Origin of the sequence: Maritalea myrionectae DSM 19524 (genome assembly GCF_000423365.1) — a bacterium.
Lineage (GTDB): Bacteria > Pseudomonadota > Alphaproteobacteria > Rhizobiales > Devosiaceae > Maritalea > Maritalea myrionectae.
Map to the genome: position 1 here is coordinate 420,789 of NZ_AUHV01000004.1, position 18,968 is coordinate 439,756.

General features: G+C 52.1%; 21 protein-coding genes and 3 tRNA genes. 13 read left to right on the forward strand and 11 right to left on the reverse strand.

The genetic code is table 11. From position 1 onward, the window contains the following. Position 1: 1 nt before the first annotated feature. Positions 2 to 364: a GFA family protein gene (locus tag G549_RS20325; RefSeq protein ID WP_036222616.1), complete on the forward strand. Its 363-nt coding sequence runs from the start codon at positions 2 to 4 to the stop codon at positions 362 to 364. A gap of 5 nt (positions 365 to 369) precedes the next feature. On the opposite strand, the gene G549_RS0113230 is transcribed toward G549_RS20325, so the two are convergent. From G549_RS0113230 to G549_RS0113250, 5 genes are all read right to left on the reverse strand, one after another. Continuing rightward, complete coding sequence (locus tag G549_RS0113230) at positions 370 to 1,377, reverse strand: transporter substrate-binding domain-containing protein (protein ID WP_162889226.1); 1,008 nt, start codon at positions 1,375 to 1,377, stop codon at positions 370 to 372. A 100-nt stretch (positions 1,378 to 1,477) separates the two neighbouring features. Beyond that, the gene (locus G549_RS0113235; protein ID WP_036222618.1) at positions 1,478 to 2,272 is read right to left on the reverse strand and encodes an amino acid ABC transporter ATP-binding protein; all 795 of its coding nucleotides are present in this window, start codon (positions 2,270 to 2,272) and stop codon (positions 1,478 to 1,480) included. Positions 2,273 to 2,275: 3 nt separating this feature from the next. After that, positions 2,276 to 3,403 carry an amino acid ABC transporter permease gene (locus G549_RS0113240; protein WP_027835425.1) on the reverse strand — a complete coding sequence of 376 codons (1,128 nt, stop codon included), beginning with the start codon at positions 3,401 to 3,403 and terminating at the stop codon, positions 2,276 to 2,278. A gap of 12 nt (positions 3,404 to 3,415) precedes the next feature. Beyond that, entirely contained in the window at positions 3,416 to 4,483 is a 1,068-nt protein-coding gene (locus G549_RS0113245) for an amino acid ABC transporter permease (RefSeq protein WP_342773339.1), read from the reverse strand. A gap of 256 nt (positions 4,484 to 4,739) precedes the next feature. Then, complete coding sequence (locus G549_RS0113250) at positions 4,740 to 5,753, reverse strand: amino acid ABC transporter substrate-binding protein (protein WP_027835427.1); 1,014 nt, start codon at positions 5,751 to 5,753, stop codon at positions 4,740 to 4,742. A gap of 213 nt (positions 5,754 to 5,966) precedes the next feature. On the opposite strand from G549_RS0113250, the gene metC reads away from it, so the two are divergent. Then, positions 5,967 to 7,163, forward strand: a complete 1,197-nt coding sequence (gene metC, locus G549_RS0113260) for a cystathionine beta-lyase (RefSeq protein WP_027835429.1) — start codon at positions 5,967 to 5,969, stop codon at positions 7,161 to 7,163. Between the two features lie 5 nt (positions 7,164 to 7,168). Here metC and G549_RS21495 read toward each other — a convergent pair whose 3' ends face one another. Then, positions 7,169 to 7,891 (reverse strand): phosphatase PAP2 family protein, encoded by a 723-nt coding sequence (locus G549_RS21495; RefSeq protein ID WP_051213814.1) that lies wholly within the window; start codon positions 7,889 to 7,891, stop codon positions 7,169 to 7,171. 127 nt (positions 7,892 to 8,018) lie between these two features. Between G549_RS21495 and G549_RS0113270 the strand changes: the two genes are divergently transcribed. The 7 genes from G549_RS0113270 (at position 8,019) to G549_RS0113305 (ending at position 12,144) form a co-directional block, all read left to right on the forward strand. After that, positions 8,019 to 8,095 (forward strand) — tRNA-Pro (locus tag G549_RS0113270). A gap of 29 nt (positions 8,096 to 8,124) precedes the next feature. Next, positions 8,125 to 8,430 (forward strand): ETC complex I subunit, encoded by a 306-nt coding sequence (locus tag G549_RS0113275; protein WP_027835430.1) that lies wholly within the window; start codon positions 8,125 to 8,127, stop codon positions 8,428 to 8,430. A gap of 20 nt (positions 8,431 to 8,450) precedes the next feature. After that, positions 8,451 to 8,527, forward strand: a tRNA-Arg gene (locus G549_RS0113280). Between the two features lie 258 nt (positions 8,528 to 8,785). Beyond that, a complete protein-coding gene (locus tag G549_RS21925) occupies positions 8,786 to 8,956 on the forward strand; it encodes a hypothetical protein (RefSeq protein WP_162889228.1) in 171 nt (56 codons plus the stop codon). A 265-nt stretch (positions 8,957 to 9,221) separates the two neighbouring features. Then, positions 9,222 to 10,262: a pyridoxal-phosphate dependent enzyme gene (locus G549_RS0113295; RefSeq protein ID WP_027835431.1), complete on the forward strand. Its 1,041-nt coding sequence runs from the start codon at positions 9,222 to 9,224 to the stop codon at positions 10,260 to 10,262. Continuing rightward, on the forward strand, positions 10,259 to 11,407 hold the full coding sequence (locus G549_RS0113300; protein ID WP_027835432.1) for a M24 family metallopeptidase: 1,149 nt from the start codon (positions 10,259 to 10,261) through the stop codon (positions 11,405 to 11,407). Before G549_RS0113295 ends, G549_RS0113300 begins: the two co-directional genes overlap by 4 nt. Continuing rightward, on the forward strand, positions 11,404 to 12,144 hold the full coding sequence (locus G549_RS0113305; RefSeq protein ID WP_051213816.1) for a maleate cis-trans isomerase family protein: 741 nt from the start codon (positions 11,404 to 11,406) through the stop codon (positions 12,142 to 12,144). Before G549_RS0113300 ends, G549_RS0113305 begins: the two co-directional genes overlap by 4 nt. 19 nt (positions 12,145 to 12,163) lie before the next feature. Here G549_RS0113305 and G549_RS0113310 read toward each other — a convergent pair whose 3' ends face one another. The 5 genes from G549_RS0113310 to G549_RS0113330 all read right to left on the reverse strand — a co-directional run bounded on the left by G549_RS0113310 (position 12,164) and on the right by G549_RS0113330 (position 15,798). After that, positions 12,164 to 13,534, reverse strand: a complete 1,371-nt coding sequence (locus G549_RS0113310; RefSeq protein ID WP_036222621.1) for a TRAP transporter large permease — start codon at positions 13,532 to 13,534, stop codon at positions 12,164 to 12,166. Further along, positions 13,527 to 14,024, reverse strand: a complete 498-nt coding sequence (locus tag G549_RS20335) for a TRAP transporter small permease (RefSeq protein WP_051213818.1) — start codon at positions 14,022 to 14,024, stop codon at positions 13,527 to 13,529. The genes G549_RS0113310 and G549_RS20335 overlap by 8 nt, the downstream gene beginning before the upstream one ends. A gap of 65 nt (positions 14,025 to 14,089) precedes the next feature. Further along, positions 14,090 to 14,704 (reverse strand): YqaA family protein, encoded by a 615-nt coding sequence (locus G549_RS0113320; RefSeq protein ID WP_027835435.1) that lies wholly within the window; start codon positions 14,702 to 14,704, stop codon positions 14,090 to 14,092. 3 nt (positions 14,705 to 14,707) lie between these two features. After that, positions 14,708 to 15,166, reverse strand: coding sequence for a DUF192 domain-containing protein (locus G549_RS0113325; RefSeq protein WP_036222624.1), 459 nt, complete (start codon positions 15,164 to 15,166; stop codon positions 14,708 to 14,710). A 14-nt stretch (positions 15,167 to 15,180) separates the two neighbouring features. Continuing rightward, on the reverse strand, positions 15,181 to 15,798 hold the full coding sequence (locus tag G549_RS0113330; RefSeq protein ID WP_084634175.1) for a cold-shock protein: 618 nt from the start codon (positions 15,796 to 15,798) through the stop codon (positions 15,181 to 15,183). 256 nt (positions 15,799 to 16,054) lie between these two features. Between G549_RS0113330 and G549_RS0113335 the strand changes: the two genes are divergently transcribed. The 4 genes from G549_RS0113335 to G549_RS0113350 all read left to right on the forward strand — a co-directional run bounded on the left by G549_RS0113335 (position 16,055) and on the right by G549_RS0113350 (position 18,967). Further along, the gene (locus G549_RS0113335) at positions 16,055 to 16,474 is read left to right on the forward strand and encodes a VOC family protein (protein ID WP_027835438.1); all 420 of its coding nucleotides are present in this window, start codon (positions 16,055 to 16,057) and stop codon (positions 16,472 to 16,474) included. A 108-nt stretch (positions 16,475 to 16,582) separates the two neighbouring features. Continuing rightward, positions 16,583 to 17,053: a YcbK family protein gene (locus G549_RS0113340; RefSeq protein WP_027835439.1), complete on the forward strand. Its 471-nt coding sequence runs from the start codon at positions 16,583 to 16,585 to the stop codon at positions 17,051 to 17,053. Positions 17,054 to 17,166: 113 nt separating this feature from the next. Beyond that, positions 17,167 to 17,242, forward strand: a tRNA-Glu gene (locus G549_RS0113345). A gap of 243 nt (positions 17,243 to 17,485) precedes the next feature. After that, a complete protein-coding gene (locus tag G549_RS0113350; RefSeq protein WP_027835440.1) occupies positions 17,486 to 18,967 on the forward strand; it encodes an ArnT family glycosyltransferase in 1,482 nt (493 codons plus the stop codon). Position 18,968 lies beyond the last annotated feature (1 nt).

Here is an 18,968-nt window from a genome sequence, read left to right on the forward strand (position 1 = left end):
AATGAAAACTTATCAGGGCAGTTGCCATTGCGGCGAAATTCAATTTGAGATTGATAGCGAACTGAAAAGCGCGCTAAAATGCGATTGCTCACTATGCCGCAAAAAGAATGCATTGATGGTGGGGGTGCATGAATCACAGTTTCGATTGATTTCGGGCGCGGATTCACTGGCGACTTATCAATGGAACATGAAGATCGCCAAACATCACTTTTGCAAAATTTGTGGCATTTACACCTTCCATCGGCGGCGCTCAAAGCCCGACGAATATGGCGTCAATTTCTTTTGCTTGGACAACGCAGATATCGAACCTGATCAACTCCAAACAGAGCGGGTGCATGGGTCGAAATTGAGCGTGGCTGACTAGCGCCGCTATCGAATTGGGGGCGCGTAATGCAGCCCGCCTTTGGTCCAGAGCTCATTGGCACCGCGAGGGATCATCAGCCCTGATGTGTTGCCGAAGTTACGCTCATAGACTTCGCCATAATTGCCCACATGACGGATAATGTCCTGCGCCCAAGTCGCATTGAGGCCCAAGGCCTGACCAAATTCACCTTCAATGCCCAGCAGACGCCGCATGCGTGGATTTTTTGCCTCGGCCATTGTGTCGATATTGCGGGAATTCACGCCGAGCTCTTCGGCATTGATCATGGCAAACAGCACCCACCGGATAATCGTTTGCCATTTCATATCGCCCTTGCGCACCACAGGCCCCATGGGCTCCTTGCTGAGCCGCTCTGGCAGGATGCGGTGTTGAGACGGGTTGATCGCGTTGATCTTTATTTCTTGCAAGCTGGTTGCCGACGCCGTCACCGCATCGCAAATGCCGGCCATATAGGCGCCGGCCAAATCGGCCGAATCTTCCACCATCACTTCTTGGTAGGAAATCTGGTTGTTAAAGAAGAAGCGCTCGAGCACGTCATGTTGCAGCGAATTTGCAACCACGCAAACAGAGATATCTTTTAGCTCAAGTGCTGAGACAACTTCAGCTTCGTCACGCACCATGATGCCCTGACCATCGTAGAACACGACCCCGGTATAAACCACGTCAAAGACGTTATCCCGCGGCATGTTCCAGTAGCCATTGCGCGACATCAGATCGACTTCGCCCACGCGCAGCGGCGTCATGCGAAAATCACCGGCATATTCGACAAATTCAACACGGCTTGGATCAGAGAAAATGGCGGCAGATACAGCCCGGCACAAATCCACATCGAAGCCGGACCAGAACCCTTCAGCCGACAGGTTTGAGAACCCCCGATGTCCCTGATTTGCCCCACATTTTACAAAGCCGCGCTCGCGCACTGTTTCCAATGTGTCTGCGGATGCAATGCTGCTCCACCCGAAAAAGAGCAAAACCAAAGCTATGAATGTACGCACCTGAACACCTAATAAGCAAAAGGCGGCCCCACAGGGCCGCCTCATTAAATTCCCCGATAGCTATCAGCAAAGCGAATAACTACCGATAAAGCAAGAGTTTCTAGTGTAAAATCTGGCTTAGGAACAATTTTGTCCGTTCATGCTGCGGATTATCAAAGAACGCATCTGGTTCATTTTGTTCAATGATTTGCCCTTGGTCCATGAAAATCACGCGGTTTGCCACCTGACGGGCAAAGCCCATCTCGTGGGTTACGCACAACATGGTCATGCCAGTTTCGGCCAAGTTCACCATCACATCCAGCACTTCCTTGATCATTTCAGGGTCAAGCGCGGAGGTAGGTTCGTCAAACAGCATGATATTAGGGTTCATGCACAGTGAACGTGCGATTGCCACACGTTGCTGCTGACCACCGGACAATTGTCCAGGATATTTTTGTGCCTGCTCGGGAATTTTTACCCGCTCAAGATAGTGCATGGCTGTTTCCTCAGCTTCCGCCTTCGGAATGCCACGCACCCACATTGGGGCCAGTGTGCAGTTTTCCATGATGGTCAAATGCGGGAAGAGGTTGAAGTGCTGGAACACCATTCCCACTTCGCGACGCACTTCATCAATCCGTTTCAAGTCAGAGGTCAACTCGATACCATCAACAATGATGTGCCCTTGTTGATGCTCTTCCAAACGGTTGATGCAACGGATCAGCGTTGACTTGCCGGACCCAGAAGGACCCGCAATAACGATCCGCTCGCCCTTCATCACTTTCAAATTGATGTCTTTCAACACATGAAAGTCACCGAACCACTTATTCATATCCGTGATTTCAATCGCCACGTCTGTTTCAGACACGGTCATTTTCGAACGATCTACGGAGATATCTTCTTCTTTAACTTCTGACATTTTTTACTCCTTATGTCCCGTGTCCAACCGGCGCTCCATGTACATGGAATAACGCGACATGCCGAAACAGAAAATCCAAAAAATGGATGCAGCAAACAAATAACCTGTCGTTGCCTGGTGTGGTGCTTTCCACTCGACCAAAGCCGAGGTGGCCTGCACCGTGCCCAACAGATCGAATAGCCCCACGATGGAAACCAACGACGTATCTTTGAACAGGGAGATAAAGCTGTTCACGATGCCGGGAATGACGTGTTTCAACGCCTGCGGAAGAATGATGAGATACATGGATTTGAAATAGTTCAGCCCCAATGCATTCGCAGCTTCATATTGTCCCTTAGGCAAAGCTTGCAGACCGCCACGCACAACCTCAGCCATATAAGCTGTTTGGAAGAGCGCCACGCCCACAAGAGCACGCAGGATTTTGTCGATTGTTGTACCTTCAGGCAAGAACAATGGCAGCATGACTGACGCCATGAACAACACCGTGATCAACGGCACTGCCCGCCACAATTCAATAAAGGCAATCGAGACATATTTAACAAACGGCATGTGTGATCGACGCCCCAGCGCCAACACGACGCCGAGAGGTAGCGACACCACGATACCCACCGATGCGATAATCAGTGTGACCATCAGGCCACCCCACTTCTCGGTGGTCACCTCAGGAAGACCAAAGCTACCGCCGTTCAACAGGATCACCGCCAAGATTGGCAACCCAACAAAGAACGCGATGGCAGAGATCCCTTTATAAGGTAGATCGGGCCACAATAGGTGTGTGATCAACAAGGCCGCAACGATGAAGACCAAATTTGGACGCCAATATTCGGAATCTGGATAGAAACCATAGATATAGAAGTCAAAACGGTCGATCACATAGGCCCAACACGCCCCAGCTTCAGGTGCGCGACATAGCGTGCCGTCTTCTGCAACAAAAACAGCATTGCCGATCAGAAAGTTGAACAGCGTTGGTACCGTCCACACCAAGAAGGCTAGCGCCAAAATGGTCATGAGGCTATTTGGAATATCAAGGAAAAGGTTTTTCCTCATCCACCCCATGATGCCGGTTTGCGTAACCGGTGGCGGCATATCAGGCGCCATTTCCTTACGCACATAAGCGATATCATTCGACATAACGGGTCCCTCCTATCGCTCTGTCAGCGCAATGCGCGCGTTGTACCAGTTCATGATCATCGATGTGAGCAATGACAGGGTGAGATACACCATCATCGTCATGAAAATCACTTCAATAGCCTTACCGGACTGGTTGAGTGCCGTACCCATAAATACGTTAACAATGTCCGGATAACCAATAGCCACCGCGAGCGATGAGTTTTTGGTCAGGTTCAGATATTGACTGGTCAAAGGAGGTACGATCACCCGCATCGCCTGTGGAATAACAACCAAATTCAAACGGTCATTATTTTTGAGCCCCAGCGATTGGGCGGCTTCTGTTTGACCGCTACTGACTGACACGATGCCAGCCCGCACGGTTTCACCGATAAAGGCAGCCGTATAGATCACCAAACCGAACAAAAGCGCGACAAATTCAGGAGGCAATTGGATACCGCCTTGGAAGTTGAAACGGTTTAATTCCGGGTAAGTGATGTTCCATTCAGCCCCTGAAACGAACCAGGTCACTGTTGGCACCACAATCAGTAGGACGAGAAACACTGGAATATACGGAAAGCGTTCACCCGTTAGTTCCACCCGACGAATTGACCAGCGCTGAAGGAAAAATCCACCAACCAGCACCAATGCAATTGCGATTTGCACCCAAAGAAATGCGCTGTTCGCATTTGGGTTGGGCAAATATAACCCACGGTTGTTTAGGAACACCGCGCCGCCAACCAATTCCAGACTGCTTCGCACAGAGGGCATGGATTTTAGCACCGCGAAATACCAGAAAAACAACTGCAAAAGCAGCGGGATATTACGGATGATTTCGATATAGATTGTCGCCAAACGCGCGATAATCCAGTTTGACGATAGTCGTGCGATCCCGAGCACAAAGCCGAGCAATGTTGCCAAAACAATGCCGGTAATCGCAACAAGAAGTGTGTTCAGTATCCCCACATAAAACACTTCGAGATAGGTTGATTCCCTGCTGTAGGGTACCAATGAAAAGCCGATATCAAAACCGGCTGTGTTGCTGAGAAAGTCAAACCCTGTCGTCTTGTTCTGCGCTTGAAGATTGGTGACCGTGTTTTGCACAATCCACCAACCAAACCCTACCAATACAAGGAGCAGTAGAATCTGAAACGCATACGAGCGAAATTGAGGGTCATATATTAATGATGATAAGCTGCGGCGTTCATGCAGCTGTTCCTGACTCTTGGCCATGGCTACCCTTTTTCTTATTGTTGAGTAGTCTTTTCAAGGTGTTGTATTTCACCTTTTGGCGGGCAATGCCCTCCCCCGAAAAAATGGCCCGGCGCAATGTGCGCCGAGCCAAACAACTCAATTCAGATTAACGAATTGGCGGTGAGTACTGAAGACCACCACGTGTCCAAAGGTCGTTCAATGAGCCTGCACGTTCGATACCAATTGGTGTCACGTTACGCTCATAAACGTCAGCGTAGTTACCAACGTGCTTGATGACGCGGTATGCCCAATCGCCTGGAAGGCCAACATAGCTGCCGAATTCACCTTCAACGCCGAGCAAACGACGAACAGATGGGTTTTCAGAGCCAAGCATTTCATCAACGTTGGCTTGGTTTACGCCATACTCTTCAGCTTCGAGCAGTGCGAAATACACCCAGCGAGAGATGTTGAACCACAGATCGTCACCCTGACGAACTGATGGGCCCAAAGGCTCTTTTGAGATGATTTGCGGCAAGATTTTGTGCGCATCTGGATCTGCAAGTGAGAAACGCTCAGCGGCCAATGCTGATGAGTCAGTTGTGAACACGTCACAACGGCCATCGTCATAAGCTTTAACAACTTCGTCTTGGTCTTCGAACACAACTGGGTTGTAGTTCATGCCATTTGTGGCGAAGTAGTCAGCAGCGTTCAATTCTGTTGTTGTACCGGATTCGATACATACAGCAGCGTCTGAAAGCTCAAGAGCAGAGTTAACGCCGAGATCTTTCGGCACCATAAAGCCCTGACCATCATAGAACATTACGCCTGTAAAGGAGATGCCCAAGTTGGTGTCGCGGCTCATGGTCCATGTTGTTGTACGTGACAACACATCGATTTCACCTGAAGAAAGCGCTGTGAAACGCTCTTTTGATGTCAATGGCGTGAAACGAACTGCTTCTGGATCATCAAAGATCGCTGCAGCCATCGCACGACAATAGTCAACATCGATGCCTGACCAGTTGTTGTTTTCATCTGGAGACGCAAAGCCTGGTGTACTTGGTGTTACACCACACTGCAGGTAACCTTTTGCCTGCACATCTTCCAGTGTGTCCGCCAATGCAGCTGACGCTGAAAGGCTCAGCGCCGCTCCGAGAGCGATTGTTACGATTTTTTTATTCATAACGTTGCCTTTTTTCCTAACCCTTTTAATTTTTTTGCCTCACCCTCCTTGGATGGAGGCTTAACGCTGCACAGTGGAATGTGCGCGTATGCACTATCGAAGAGCACTTTTGCTTTGGGGTCAAGAGTGTTGATAAAACTAATGTAAATCTCACCCAATCTAATGTAAGTAAAAGTCACGATTAGAAAAAAAGTTTTGATAACGGCAAAATAAATGAACAAAAAAGATACCAATCCAGCACCAAAAAGTCCTGCGACCGTAGTTACGCACCATGGTCGCGACCCTAAACAACAATTTGGATTTGTGAATACTCCGATTGTACGCGGGTCCACGGTCATTTTTGACAGTTATGATCAGATCAAGGGCAATAAGCGCGCCTATCCTTATGGTCGCCACGGCAACCCTACGGATGATGCGGTCCGCGCCGTCATCACTGAACTCGAACATGGCGCAGACACCTTGTTGGCGCCGTCCGGGGTCAGCGCCATCACCACAGCTTTATTGTCGGTCTTGAGCGCAGGCGACGACTTATTGATGTGCGACACAGTCTATGAACCGACCCGACAGTTTTGCGATCAGGTTTTGGATAAGATGGGAATCACAACCCGTTATTATGATCCCACCATTGGTGCGGGCATTGAAGACTTGTTGCAGCCCAACACGCGCGCTGTGATGACAGAGTCACCCGGTTCACTGACGTTTGAGGTGCAGGACCTGCCCGCCATTGCCAAGGTCTGTGGCCCGCGAGACATTGCCATTCTTGCCGACAATAGCTGGGCATCGCCGCTTTATTACAATCCGTTAGATTTGGGTGCAAACATCGTTATCCACGCGGGTACAAAAGTGTTTGCGGGCCATTCAGACGTTATGTTTGGCACCATTACGGCTGATGAACAGTACGCAAAGGCCGTTAAGAAGACCTATCGCGCCCTTGGTGTTTGTGTTTCACCAGAGGACAGCTTTTTGATCGGTCGCGGTTTGCGCACTTTGGAATTGCGCATGCGCGATCAAAGTGAAAAAGCGCTTAAAATGGCGACATGGCTTGAAAGCCACCCTTTGGTGGACAAGGTGTTGCACCCGGCCCTCGCCCAACATCCACAACATGAGATTTTCGCCCGCGACTTCCGCGGCGCTGGCACTCTGTTTGCGTTTATCCTAAAGCCTGCAGGCGAGGACGCGATCGCCGCCATGGTCGATGAAATGGAATTGTTTGGCATGGGCTATAGCTGGGGTGGCTATGAGAGCCTTATTCTACCGGTGAAGATCGCATCGCAACGTTCAGCAACCCATTGGCCACACGACGGTAATCTGATTCGGGTGAATATTGGCCTTGAAGGGTTTGACGACCTCAAGACTGAATTGGCAGATGGGCTGGAACGCTATGGCCAGCTGAGCAACCTTAAGCGCTAGATCATTCAAACGCGAAATGGCACGCTCCAGCGCAAGCGGTGCGTGCCGTTTTGAGGTGCAAAGCCCCAACGACGATCTCGATAGAAGCGGTAGACCCACAGGGCGCCCAAAACGCCCAGGAAGGTGCCCGCCACCACGTCTGAGAAATAATGCACCCCATCCACAATTCTCGACAATGCGATTAGAACCGCGCCGACATAGGCGAGAGCGCCCCAGCGTCCGGCCACCAAGAAGATGGCCGTCGCCAAGGCAAATGACGTTGTGGCGTGCCCGGATGGAAACGACTGAAACGTCCAATCGCCCCAATGTGGTTCGAAGTGCAGCGTGCCGAGCTCATCCATATGTACTGGTCGGGCCCGCCCCAGCCCGCGCTTAAACAGTGCCGATATCAAGCCCGGCACCGCTACAGCACAAAATATGAAGCCAGCCCCGGCGCCAAATGTGCGAAACCGCCACTTAAATCGGTAACCGATTGGCAAGAGGCTCACCGATTGGCCCGCAACCCAAACGGACAATGTGGGAATCAATATCCAATCCGATTCGCCCAACCGGGTGAGTTGTTCGAACCAAAACACTATTTGGGGTGGCCAATTCGTCAAAGTGGTCGAAATCTGGCGATCCAACATGGTGGCACTGAAATAAAATGCGCCAAGCGCAAACAATGTGGCCAGAGTGATCATTAAGGGCGACCAACGCTTGCGGGCTGGGCCTGTGAATATGTTTACCATACGGGTCGCCTTTTGTGATAAATTGCAAAAAATCGCACTTTTTTTCAAAAGGGCAACTATCATGACTTGCCTGATGTCACAAGAATGTGTAAAGCCCTGTCCGGTGATCACATCTCGTGTGAAGCGTCGGAGCATAGCTCAGCCTGGTAGAGCACTGGTTTTGGGTACCAGGGGTCGCAAGTTCGAATCTTGCTGCTCCGACCATCACGAGAAAATGGGGACTAACAAAGATCATGACAGCACGTATTTTTCGTCCAGCCAAAAACGCCATGCAATCTGGTCAAGGCAAATCGAAGCATTGGGTGTTGGTCTTTGAACCTGAGGCCCCACGTGAGATTGACCCTTTGATGGGCTACACTTCTTCCACAGACATGGCCTCGCAAATCAAGCTGCGCTTTGACAGCCTTGAAGAAGCCGAATCCTATGCCAAGCGCAAAGGCATTGAATATGTGGTGCAGCAGCCGCACGATGTAGAGCGGAAAAAAGTGGCTTATGCCGACAATTTCCGGTCTGATCGCAAGGCCCCTTGGACCCACTAATAGATCCTACCTTTTGTTTGGGTCCCGTAGCTCAACTGGATAGAGCAATTGACTTCTAATCAATAGGTTGCAGGTTCGAGTCCTGCCGGGATCGCCATTTTATATTTGGCGTCATTTATTTCACAAACAGCTTAGAGTCACGCCGCCTACCTCCCCGGTTGCGCCTATGATGTGTCTTTTCGACTTTGCTCTAGATAATCTGCTCATTGACGCCTTGATGCGTCCCGTACCATGCGACATATGGTTCAAACTGCAAGCTTTGCTTGATTGAACGGACCCTCTATTTATACTCGTGCTATTGAAACTTAGAAAAATTGTCCCACATCTACATTTTACTTGTCTCTTGGGGGAGAAAATGGAACGTAAAATCAACATCACTCAGCATTCCGGCACAGGGATGCTTTGGTTTATTGGCTGGTTGTTTACAATTGGCTATTTGAATCTCAACTTCATTCAGGGCCTGCTTGGTCTGGTGGTCTGGCCTTATTACCTCGGTAGCCATTTCGCACCTATGGTCGGCGGCTAGTTCAAAGTCCGGAATAACCGAATAGATGGCGGATCGCTTCGGCCTTAAGTGATATTCCCGCTTTCCATGTCTAATCGGGTTTTGACCTCGGACGCTGTGCACGCGGCAAATGCAATGTGCACAGCGTCAAACAATAAACACATGGCCCTGGTTGGACGGCAACGGTGGCGCACCACTTTGTGCCCGCTCTCCAAGTTCTGCCTTGCGAAGCCCTTTAAAAGCGCACACAATCATCTGCACCACATCTTAATTTTGGGAGTGCCGGATGGATATTTTAGAAGTTGCGCGTCCCGCATTGGTTTCCGGCCTTAGTGATGTACCTGTGCCATCTATTGATGCACCGCGCGCGCAGGCGCTGGTGGAACGCTGCCCGCGCCATGCGGAGACCCCACTAACCGAACTAACGTCACTGGCGGCAGATGCCAACATCGCGCAGCTTTGGGTGAAGGATGAGCACGACCGGATGGGGCTGGGTAGTTTCAAGGCGTTGGGCGCGGCTTATGTCATCGCTTGCGATAAAGAACAAGGCGCGCACAGCGGACGCACTTATGTGGCGGCAAGCGCTGGCAATCACGGTCTGTCAGTCGCCGCTGGCGCACAGGCTTTTGGGGCCGCGTCAGTGATTTATCTCGCGGACAGCGTTCCTGAGGGCTTTGCGGCGCGGTTGCGGGAGCATGGCGCGGAAGTGCGCCGCGCGGGTGCCACGTATGAGGATAGCATGGCGGCAGCACATCGGGCCGCTGAGGAGAACGGTTGGGCATTGCTGTCGGATAGCTCCTGGCCCGGCTATTTCGAGCGCCCTCACCGTTTGATGGAAGGCTATTTGGTGTTGATGGCAGAGGCCATCCGCCAAATGCCAACGCCCCCCACACATTTCTTTTTGCAAGCAGGTGTTGGCGGCCTCGCCGGGGCCTGTGCAGCGCTTGCGCGACAAGCCTGGGGCGACCAGCCAACTATTGTCGTGGTTGAGCCAGACGCCGCTCCAGCGCTCTATGGATCGATCCAAAATGGCGCTCCTATCGAAAGTAGCGGGCCGGTGAGCGCAATGGGACGGCTCGATTGCAAGATGCCCTCGCTGATCGCACTCAAGGGACTGGCGCGTGACGCAGACGCCTACACACTGATTTCCGAGTACGAAGGCGAAGCCGGGGCCGAAGCGATGCAGGCCGCGGGCATGGCCACAACGCCTTCAGGGGCGGCTGGTATCGCTGCTTTGCTGTCGATGAGCGACGCGCAGAAGGCAGAGCTTGGCCTTGATTCGAACTCAGTGGTCCTCACTGTGCTTAGCGAAGGACCAGAATCGTGACACGTGGATTTCCGGTTGGCGAATATCAAGCTCGACTGGCCCGCGCACAAGACAAGATGGCAGACCAGGAGCTTGCGGCGCTGCTCCTCACAACAGAGCCGGAAATCCGATATTTCACTGGGTTCTTGACCCGGTTTTGGGAAAGCCCGTCGCGCCCGTGGTTTTTGGTGGTTCCTGCACAGGGCAAACCGATTGCCGTGATCCCCAGTATCGGCGCAGCCCTAATGGCTCAGACATGGGTTGAAGATATCCGCACCTGGCGCGCGCCCGACCCGACTGATGACGGGGTATGCCTGCTCAGCGACACGCTGAACGAAGTTGCAGGCAATGGCCGGATCGGCATTCCCTCCGGGCCCGAAACCTATGTAAGAATCCCGCAGGCGGATTGGCAGCGGATCAAGGCCGCCACGAAGGGAGACTTTCAGCCTGATGGTGGCATCACCGCAACCTTGCGGGCTGTGAAGTCGTCCGCTGAAATTGAAAAAATTGCCACGGCTTGCGACATTGCAGGCCGCGCCTTCGCCCGCGTGCCGGAAATTGCAAGTGAAGGCATCTCTTTGGCACAAGTGTTCCGCGACTTTCAGGGGCTGCTGCTCGAAGAAGGGGCCGATTGGGTGCCGTATCTGGCAGGCGGTGCCGGACCGGATGGCTATGCTGATGTAATTTCGCCAGCCACTGAACGCCCTCTTGCAGATGGCGACGTGTTGATGCTGGATACTGGCGCCGTTTTTGAAGGCTATTTCTGCGATTTTGACCGGAACTTTGCCGTGCGAACTGCATCGGCAACCGCGCGCGATGCGCAAGCGCGGCTAATTGAGGCCGTCGATCGGGCCGCTGATATTGCCCGCCCCGGCACAACAGCTGCAGAATTGTTTCACGCAATGGATCGCGTCGTCACTGGCGGCGCGGGCGGATCGGATTCAGGGCGGCTTGGCCACGGGCTGGGCATGCAATTGACCGAAGGGCTTTCGCTCATTCCCGACGATCATACTGAGTTGCAGCCGGGCATGGTCATCACCCTGGAACCGGGCATAGAAACCGCGCCGGGCCGGATGATGGTGCATGAAGAAAATATCGTGATCACAGAGCATGGCTGTCGCTTTCTCAGCCCGCGCGCGGGCGCAGAACTGGAGGTGTTGCGATGAAGATCGATTATGAAACGGTGCCTGATCTTAAACCTGCACTCGGTTTGATCGTGTTGCAGGCCGACGAAACCCTTGAACAGGACATGCGGCGCTTGATGCCTGGGCGCGTTGAGCTGCACACGACGCGAATCCCATCCGGGGCTGCGGTGACCCGCGAAACATTGGCCGCAATGGCCACCCGGTTGACTGGGGCTGCAGCGCTTTTGCCGCCGGCAGCACAATTTGACTGTATCGGCTATGGATGCACCTCGGGTGCGGCAGAAATTGGAGCCGATAAGGTGGCCGACTATGTGCGCGCGGGCCGCAGCACCGCCCATGTGACCAATCCGCTTACCGCGCTGATCGCCGCCTGCCAAGACCTGTCCATTCACCGTCTGGCGTTACTTTCACCCTATGTGGCGGATGTATCGGTCAAGTTGCGGGACGCCCTTCAAGTCGCCGGTGTGGCCACGCCCGTTTTTGGCAGCTTTGAAGAGCCGGAGGAATCAAAAGTTGTGCGCATTTCCGCCACCTCGATCCGCGCCGCCGCCCAAGAGCTTGCGGCGCAAGGGGATATTGACGCGGTCTTTTTGAGCTGCACTAATCTGCGCACCGTCGACATTATTGACGAGATGGAGGAAACGACCGGCCTGCCCTGCCTCTCCAGCAATCAGGTCTTAACTTGGCATATGGGCCAACTCAGCAGCTATGACGCCGATATTCCCGGGGTGCTCGGCAGGGCGCACAGCCTGACCTAACCGGTCAGGCTTGCTCTCCCTACCCTTGCAGCAAGTGCGGGACAAACAGCACTAAGCCCGGAAGTGCCAACAAGAGCGCAACGCGCAGCAGCTCTACGGTAAAGAACGGCATCACGCCCTTATAGGTTTCGGCCATCGACGTGTTTTTGCTCAGCCCGGAAATGACAAACACATTCATGCCCACTGGGGGCGTGATCAGCCCTAGCTCGACGACAATCAAGGCCAGAATGCCGAACCAGATTTTCAGATCTTCGGTGCTCATGCCGAAACCTGCCCCGTCCGCACCTTGATAAAGCCCACCATTGACCTCAACGAGAACTGGCCAGAAGAACGGGATGACCAGCAAGATCATTGAAAGCGAATCCATCAGGCACCCCAAAATGATCAGCGCGATCAACAGGGCGATCAAGATCGTAAAGGGCGGCAGGCCACTTTCGATGGCCCAACTGGCCGCTGCTTGCGGCACCCCGGCACGGGACATAAAAATTTTGAGCATCTCAGCGCCCAGCAGAATGAGATAAATCATGCCAGAGGTGCGGGCTGTGTCAAAAAGCGCCGATTTTGCGTCTTTCCAGCGCAACTGATTGCGGATGAGGCCATAGGCAGCGACGAGGAACACACCAATCGCTGCGGCTGGCGTTGGATTATACAGCCCGAGATAAATGCCGCCGATCACGGCCGCAAAAATCAACAGAACAGGCAGCACAGCGCGTGTGGCGCCGCGCCGCGCATCTCGGTCCATTTTCGTGGCTTGCGGCGCTGCATGCGGCCATATGCGCACGACAATGGCAATTGCGAGCATGAAGAACAATACGGCAATCACGCCCGGCACCAATGCCGCCATAAACATGGTGACAATATTGGCTTCAACAATGATTGCGTAGATCACCAGCACAACCGAAGGCGGAATGAGAATGCCCAACACGCCGCCCGCCGCAATCGTCCCTGTCGCAAGGCTGCCGGAATATTTTAAGCGCTCAAGCTCGGGCAAGGCGACCTTGCCCATTGTTGTGGCGGTGGCCAGGGAAGAACCGCACACTGCGCCAAAGGTGGCACAGGCAGCCACTGCCGACATGGCCGCCCCGCCGCGCAGCCAGCCCAACCAGGCTTGCGCCGCCTGAAACAGATCACGACCCATGCCGATTTTGGTGGCCAGTGCGCCCATCAACAAGAACATCGGCACAACACTCAAATCGTAGATCGAGAATTGGCCGTAGGCCAAGGTTTTGAGCTGGGCCAAAAAGATGGCGGGTCCGTTCAGGATCGTCACACCAATGCCACCCACAAGAATCATGGCGAAGGAAATGGGCATCCGCAAAACAATCAGCGCGATCAGCGCAAAAGTGCCCAATAGCCCCAATCCGAAGGGTTCAACGATCCATTCAAACATTGTTGGGCTTTCTAAAAATGGACATTAATTGCAGCAGGGCAACAACGCTCCAAAGCAGCAACGCCAAAAGGATTGGCACATAGGCCGCCCAGTGTGGCAGCTGCAAAATCGCCGTCTGATAGCCATATTGCCATTGGTCGATAAAGCCATAGCTCATGCGCCACAGCAGCATCAGCGCGATCAGGAGGGAAATGAATGTGGCTATATGCTGCAAGAAGGTTCGCACGCCTGCGCCTAAACCTTGCGTGAAGATATCTGCGGCCACATGAGCGCCATCACGTTGGCACAGCGGCAGGAAACAGAAAACGGTGATCGCGATACCCATTTCAGTGAGTTCAAAATCGCCTGCAAAACCAATGGTGAGCGCATTGAGCAGCGTTGCCAACACGTTCACCAACACCACGAGCACCAAAATGGCGCCGCCGAAAAGTGCAAGCGCATCGACCGCCCGCACAATGAAAATGGGCAAGTTGTTGGTGTGATTTGGCATACACGTCCCCTATCCGCTGTGCATTGATGTGTTGCACGGGCAAATGAGTCAAGGGGATTGGTTGGTTATGCCGTCGGCCAATAAGCCACCATCACGAAACCCAATATGGTGATCACAATCACCAAAGCACTAAACAGTTTCAAATTTCGCCCCGCCCAGTCCGTCATCTGCTGACCAAACATTACAAAGACCAACGCAAAGGCATAAAAGCGTAGGGCCCGCCCGGCAAAAGCCGCGATGACAAATAAAATAGGATTGACGTGCAATATTCCCGCCCCCAAACACACAAGCTTGAACGGCACTGGCGTTACCGCGCCTAAAAAGATGGCCGTTGCTGCCGCCATGTTGTTGGCAGTTGCCTGTTGCTGGAACTGAGCGAATGCAGCCTCTAGGCCGTATGTACTGATAATCCATTGGCCAATCGTTTCAAGGAAAGCGAAACCAATCAGATAGCCCAGCATGCCGCCAAACACCGACGCCAACAGCGCAACATGGGCGACATACATCGCCTTTTTCGGTGCGCCTACCATCATAGGCAGTGCAATCACATCAACTGACAGCGGCAACAAAGCGCTTTCCAGAAAAGACGTCGCCGCCAGTAAGCCATAAGCTTTCTTCGACGTGGCGCCACGGCGCAATTGTGCCGCGTCTACCTGAAAATTGGGCCAACGCCAGGCCACAGGTTAGCTGTTCATACGCGGGTGCCGCACTTGATCACCGGGCTTAAGCCCATATTGCTTGGCAAGGCCGCCATTGATTTCCAGCACAAATCGAACCGGATATTTTGATGGAATGCTGGTTGGGTCTTGTGGAACTGCGTTGTGATGAATGTGTTTGATGGTGCCGCGTTCATCGATGAAGATCATATCCAACGGTATGAAGGTATTGCGCATCCAGAATGCGACTTCTCGTGTTTCCTGAAAATCGAACAACATCCCCTCATCGCGCGGCATTTTGGTGCGGAACATCAGTCCGCGCCTGCGCGTCTCGGGTGTATCGGCAAGCTCCACTGTTATCGGTATTTCGCCAATATCGGTCTGCAAAACCAAATTTTTGTCGTTGTGCAAACAGCCCACGAGGAAAATCGTCAAAAAAATAACGCTCAGCAGTTTCACCGAGCGTTGCAACAATTCAGACTGCATCGACCTGTCCAATACTAGTGAGAGGATGGCGCCTCGCCCCAATCATCTGGACGAATTTCGGCAACCATAAGGCCTTTAGGACCATCGCCATAACGCGCAAGCACAAATTGGCCGGGGCGCAATTCAGTCAGGCCAAAGCGGCGCAATGTTTCCATGTGGATAAAAATATCGGGATGCCCCTCACCTTTGGACAAAAATCCAAAGCCACGCAATCGGTTAAACCATTTCACTTCCAAGCGCTCGAGCTTAGAAGTTGGCTCCACCACCACATGGGTGCGTGGTGCAGGCATTTGAGAAGGATGTTTGGCAGTGGTTTCATCCATTGACAGTATGCGGAAGGCTTGCAGGCCGCCGGGGCGGTCCAGCGCTTCGCACACAATGCGCGCGCCTTCATAGGCTGTTTTATAGCCGTCGCGGCGCAAACAGGTCACATGAACAAGAACGTCGGCCATGCCGTTATCGGGTACGATGAAACCGAAGCCTTTGGCCACGTCAAACCATTTGATCGTGCCTGAAACCTCTATGACATCTACCGAGCCATCTTCCGCGTCGCTGCGCGCCCGGTCTAGATTGCTTTGGTCGCGCTCATATTCCAAATCGGAATTTAGATCCGGTGTGCTCTTGGCCCCCATTTTGCCATGTCCTCTTTAATTGACCTGCCCGCCACAGCCAGGTTACTCAATTACTCCTAATTGAATGAGTTTGTCCGATTCAAAGCGATTTGTTAAGGGATTAATTACATTTTATTAACCATCCAATCAAGTCGCCGATTGTTAAGGTCTTTTTGAAACCCGCCTGTGGGTTGATTGGTTTTCCCGGAACAAGTTTTGTGATCAACTCGTTTTTGGTAGAGTCGATCAAAACCTCCAGAAAAAGATAAGGCACGCTATGAAATATTTGCACACAATGGTTCGCATCTCCAACATTGACGAGAGTCTGAGATTTTATTGCGAAGGTCTTGGCCTGCAAGAAAATCGCCGCATTGATAATGAGAAAGGCCGCTTCACGCTGATCTTCTTGTCGGCGCCGGGGGATGAGGAGGCTCAAGTTGAGCTCACCTATAATTGGGACCCCGAAGAATATGATGGTGGCCGCAATTTTGGTCACCTCGCCTACCGCGTAAAGGACATCTATGCCTTGTGCCAACACCTTATGGACATGGGCTACACCATCAACCGCCCGCCGCGTGATGGACATATGGCGTTTGTGCGTTCGCCGGACAATATTTCCTTCGAGCTTTTGCAAGAAGGTGACAGCCTTGAGCCGAAGGAACCTTGGGCCAGCATGAGCAACACCGGCGAATGGTAAAATTGAAAATAAAAAATTAACCACTTGTTTAAACCGGCGATTAGGCATCGCCGGTTTATTTTATGGCCAAACGCAAAACAAACTCCATTTTTGGAACTGGCTTGGCCAATGGCTTCTTTTTCTACATATGCGCGCGCCCTGATCGCAGCGACATTGTCGTTCGCCCTTTTGGCAGGCTGTGCCTCCCTAGGCGGCTTTGACGCGGCAAAGCGCTACGACAAGAAATATGGCCTGCATGTGGAGCACAGTAAGGTCAACACTTTCTGCCTGTTGCCAAAACTGCGCTATGTGCTGTGGAAGGCTGAATTGCGGTTTGGGCGCCCGGTTGTTGTGACATCAGGTTTCCGCAATCCCATCCACAATTATATGGTTGGCGGCGCGTGGGGCTCTTACCACCAAAAGTGCATGGCCGCGGATGTCTTTATTCCCGGCGTTTCAAAATCCAAATTGATTGCCTTTATGCGCACACAATCACAAGTGGGTGGACTTGGATGTTATCCAGGCCGCAAATTTATACACGTGGATATCCGTAAGCGTCCAAATGGTTATAAACGCCCCGTGCAATTTAAAGGTTGCTGACATAAGTGCGTGTTTTCAGATTTTTGTCACTTTTTTGAAAAAAAACCATAAAAAAGCGAAAAAGCCTCTTGCGTCTTTTGAAGAACGTCAATATACGACAACCACTGTTCGAGGCGCCCTTCGTCTAGTGGTCTAGGACGCCGCCCTTTCACGGCGGAAACACGGGTTCGAGTCCCGTAGGGCGTACCAACAGCTTCCTTAATTAGGAGGCGTCTCGAACAACAAGAAACCGGCCTCTGGCCGGTTTTTTTGTGTTTAAGTAAATCTCATATCTCCTTGGTTCAAAAACATTATCATTCGTTGGCGCCCCGCGCCGCGAAATGGCTTTTGCTTTTGTTTGGTTTATGGGATTCCCTATTTTGATGCCTTGCCTAGCATCGACAACACAAACGCTTTATATGGAATGAAAGAGCGCTTGAGGGGATGGTGCGAATGTCGCCAACTGCAGATCAAAATCGACCGTTTATCGATCGTCTTTTATTGGTGATCATTGGCGTATTCATGGCCATCAAACTTATCCTGATGACCCAAAGCGGTTTGCTGGACGACGAAGCCTATTATTGGGTTTGGGGCCAGCGCCAGCAACTCTCATATTTTGATCATCCAGCGCTTGCCGCGTGGTTGATGTCTGCCATGCAGGCCATTTTTGGTGATGGCATTGTGGGCGCCCGTATGGGCGCACTTTTCACTTTTGCGGGCAGTTCCTACTTTTTATGGCGCTTCGCCGCTAAAATACGGCCGCAAGCGCCCTTGAGGGCATTTCTGATTGCAGAAGTTGTGCTTCTGGCGTCCCCCACGTTTTTCGCATGGACCACAATCGTCTATTTCGATCATCTGCTGATCTTTTTGTGTTTGGGGGCGATGTATTATTACACGCTCTATTTGGACACAGATTCTGACGAACGGACTTCGTTCAAATCGCTCTATATGGCAGCTGGATTTCTGGGCTTGGCGGCGCTGACAAAATATAGCGCCCTGTTTGTGGGGATTGGCTTTGCATTGGTGGTGCTTTGCAGCCCGCGTTATTGGCACAAGCTTAAAAGCCCACATCTTTACCTCGCAGCCCTGCTGGCTGTCGCGATGCAAGCCCCCACCTTTATTTGGAATGTGCAAAATGATTTCGCTTCATTCAGCTTCCATCTTTATGATCGGCACTCAGGGCCCTGGTGGCAAAGCTATGCGGCGCATTATTTTATCCGCTATTTCCTTTATACGGTGATCCTGTTTGGGCCATTCTTGCTGCTCAGCCTGTTTCGCATTCGGCGTTTGCGGGCTGAAAACAGCTTTACGCACACGGCTGCCTATTTGATCCTGTTTGTTTCCGGCACCACGATGGCTTTTCTTTTGTCGATGGTGATGACAGTCTCCAGCCATTGGTATTGGACTGACCTTGCATATCTTGGGCTGGTCATCCTGTCTCCGGTGCTTTTGGGAATCGGTTGGCTGTTGTGGGCCCATATAGTGCTTGGCTTGGTCGCGGCTATTCTTGTGACAATCAATTATTGCGTTTTGCCATTGGCAGCGCTTATTGGCGTGCATGATGTGGAAACAGGCAAGACATTTGGCTGGGACCAAGTGGTGGCGGCCACTTTGGACGCAGAGACACGTTTGGACGCAGATTTTATTGCCACCAGCCGATTTAAAACGGTTGCGCAATTCAATTTCCATGGTCAACGGCGCGATATCTACGAACTGTCCCCACAACCGTCGCAATTTGACTATTGGCAAGACCTTGAGGCGCTTGCAGGTAAGCGTGCTATCATCTTACATGATGAACAGGCGAATATAGACAAGCTGACCGGCAGCTTTGAAACGCTTAAGCTGGTGGAAGAAGTCTCCATTCAGCGCTATGGCTTTGAAATATACCGCTATCAGCTATATTTCGGCACAAATTACAAACCGGCTGAAAAGTGAG

Bases quoted from the DNA above. Each gene is read 5' to 3' on its own strand.
- G549_RS0113250 (WP_027835427.1), bottom strand. From the start codon at position 5,753: ATGAATAAAAAAATCGTAACAATCGCTCTCGGAGCGGCGCTGAGCCTT.
- G549_RS0113330 (WP_084634175.1), bottom strand. From the start codon at position 15,798: ATGGGGGCCAAGAGCACACCGGATCTAAATTCCGATTTGGAATATGAG.
- G549_RS0113350 (WP_027835440.1), top strand. From the start codon at position 17,486: ATGTCGCCAACTGCAGATCAAAATCGACCGTTTATCGATCGTCTTTTA.
- G549_RS0113335 (WP_027835438.1), top strand. From the start codon at position 16,055: ATGAAATATTTGCACACAATGGTTCGCATCTCCAACATTGACGAGAGT.
- G549_RS0113340 (WP_027835439.1), top strand. From the start codon at position 16,583: ATGGCTTCTTTTTCTACATATGCGCGCGCCCTGATCGCAGCGACATTG.
- G549_RS20325 (WP_036222616.1), top strand. From the start codon at position 2: ATGAAAACTTATCAGGGCAGTTGCCATTGCGGCGAAATTCAATTTGAG.
- G549_RS0113240 (WP_027835425.1), bottom strand. From the start codon at position 3,403: ATGTCGAATGATATCGCTTATGTGCGTAAGGAAATGGCGCCTGATATG.
- G549_RS0113310 (WP_036222621.1), bottom strand. From the start codon at position 13,534: ATGTTTGAATGGATCGTTGAACCCTTCGGATTGGGGCTATTGGGCACT.
- G549_RS21495 (WP_051213814.1), bottom strand. From the start codon at position 7,891: ATGGTAAACATATTCACAGGCCCAGCCCGCAAGCGTTGGTCGCCCTTA.
- G549_RS21925 (WP_162889228.1), top strand. From the start codon at position 8,786: ATGGAACGTAAAATCAACATCACTCAGCATTCCGGCACAGGGATGCTT.
- metC (WP_027835429.1), top strand. From the start codon at position 5,967: ATGAACAAAAAAGATACCAATCCAGCACCAAAAAGTCCTGCGACCGTA.
- G549_RS20335 (WP_051213818.1), bottom strand. From the start codon at position 14,024: ATGCCAAATCACACCAACAACTTGCCCATTTTCATTGTGCGGGCGGTC.
- G549_RS0113325 (WP_036222624.1), bottom strand. From the start codon at position 15,166: ATGCAGTCTGAATTGTTGCAACGCTCGGTGAAACTGCTGAGCGTTATT.
- G549_RS0113235 (WP_036222618.1), bottom strand. From the start codon at position 2,272: ATGTCAGAAGTTAAAGAAGAAGATATCTCCGTAGATCGTTCGAAAATG.
- G549_RS0113305 (WP_051213816.1), top strand. From the start codon at position 11,404: ATGAAGATCGATTATGAAACGGTGCCTGATCTTAAACCTGCACTCGGT.
- G549_RS0113275 (WP_027835430.1), top strand. From the start codon at position 8,125: ATGACAGCACGTATTTTTCGTCCAGCCAAAAACGCCATGCAATCTGGT.
- G549_RS0113295 (WP_027835431.1), top strand. From the start codon at position 9,222: ATGGATATTTTAGAAGTTGCGCGTCCCGCATTGGTTTCCGGCCTTAGT.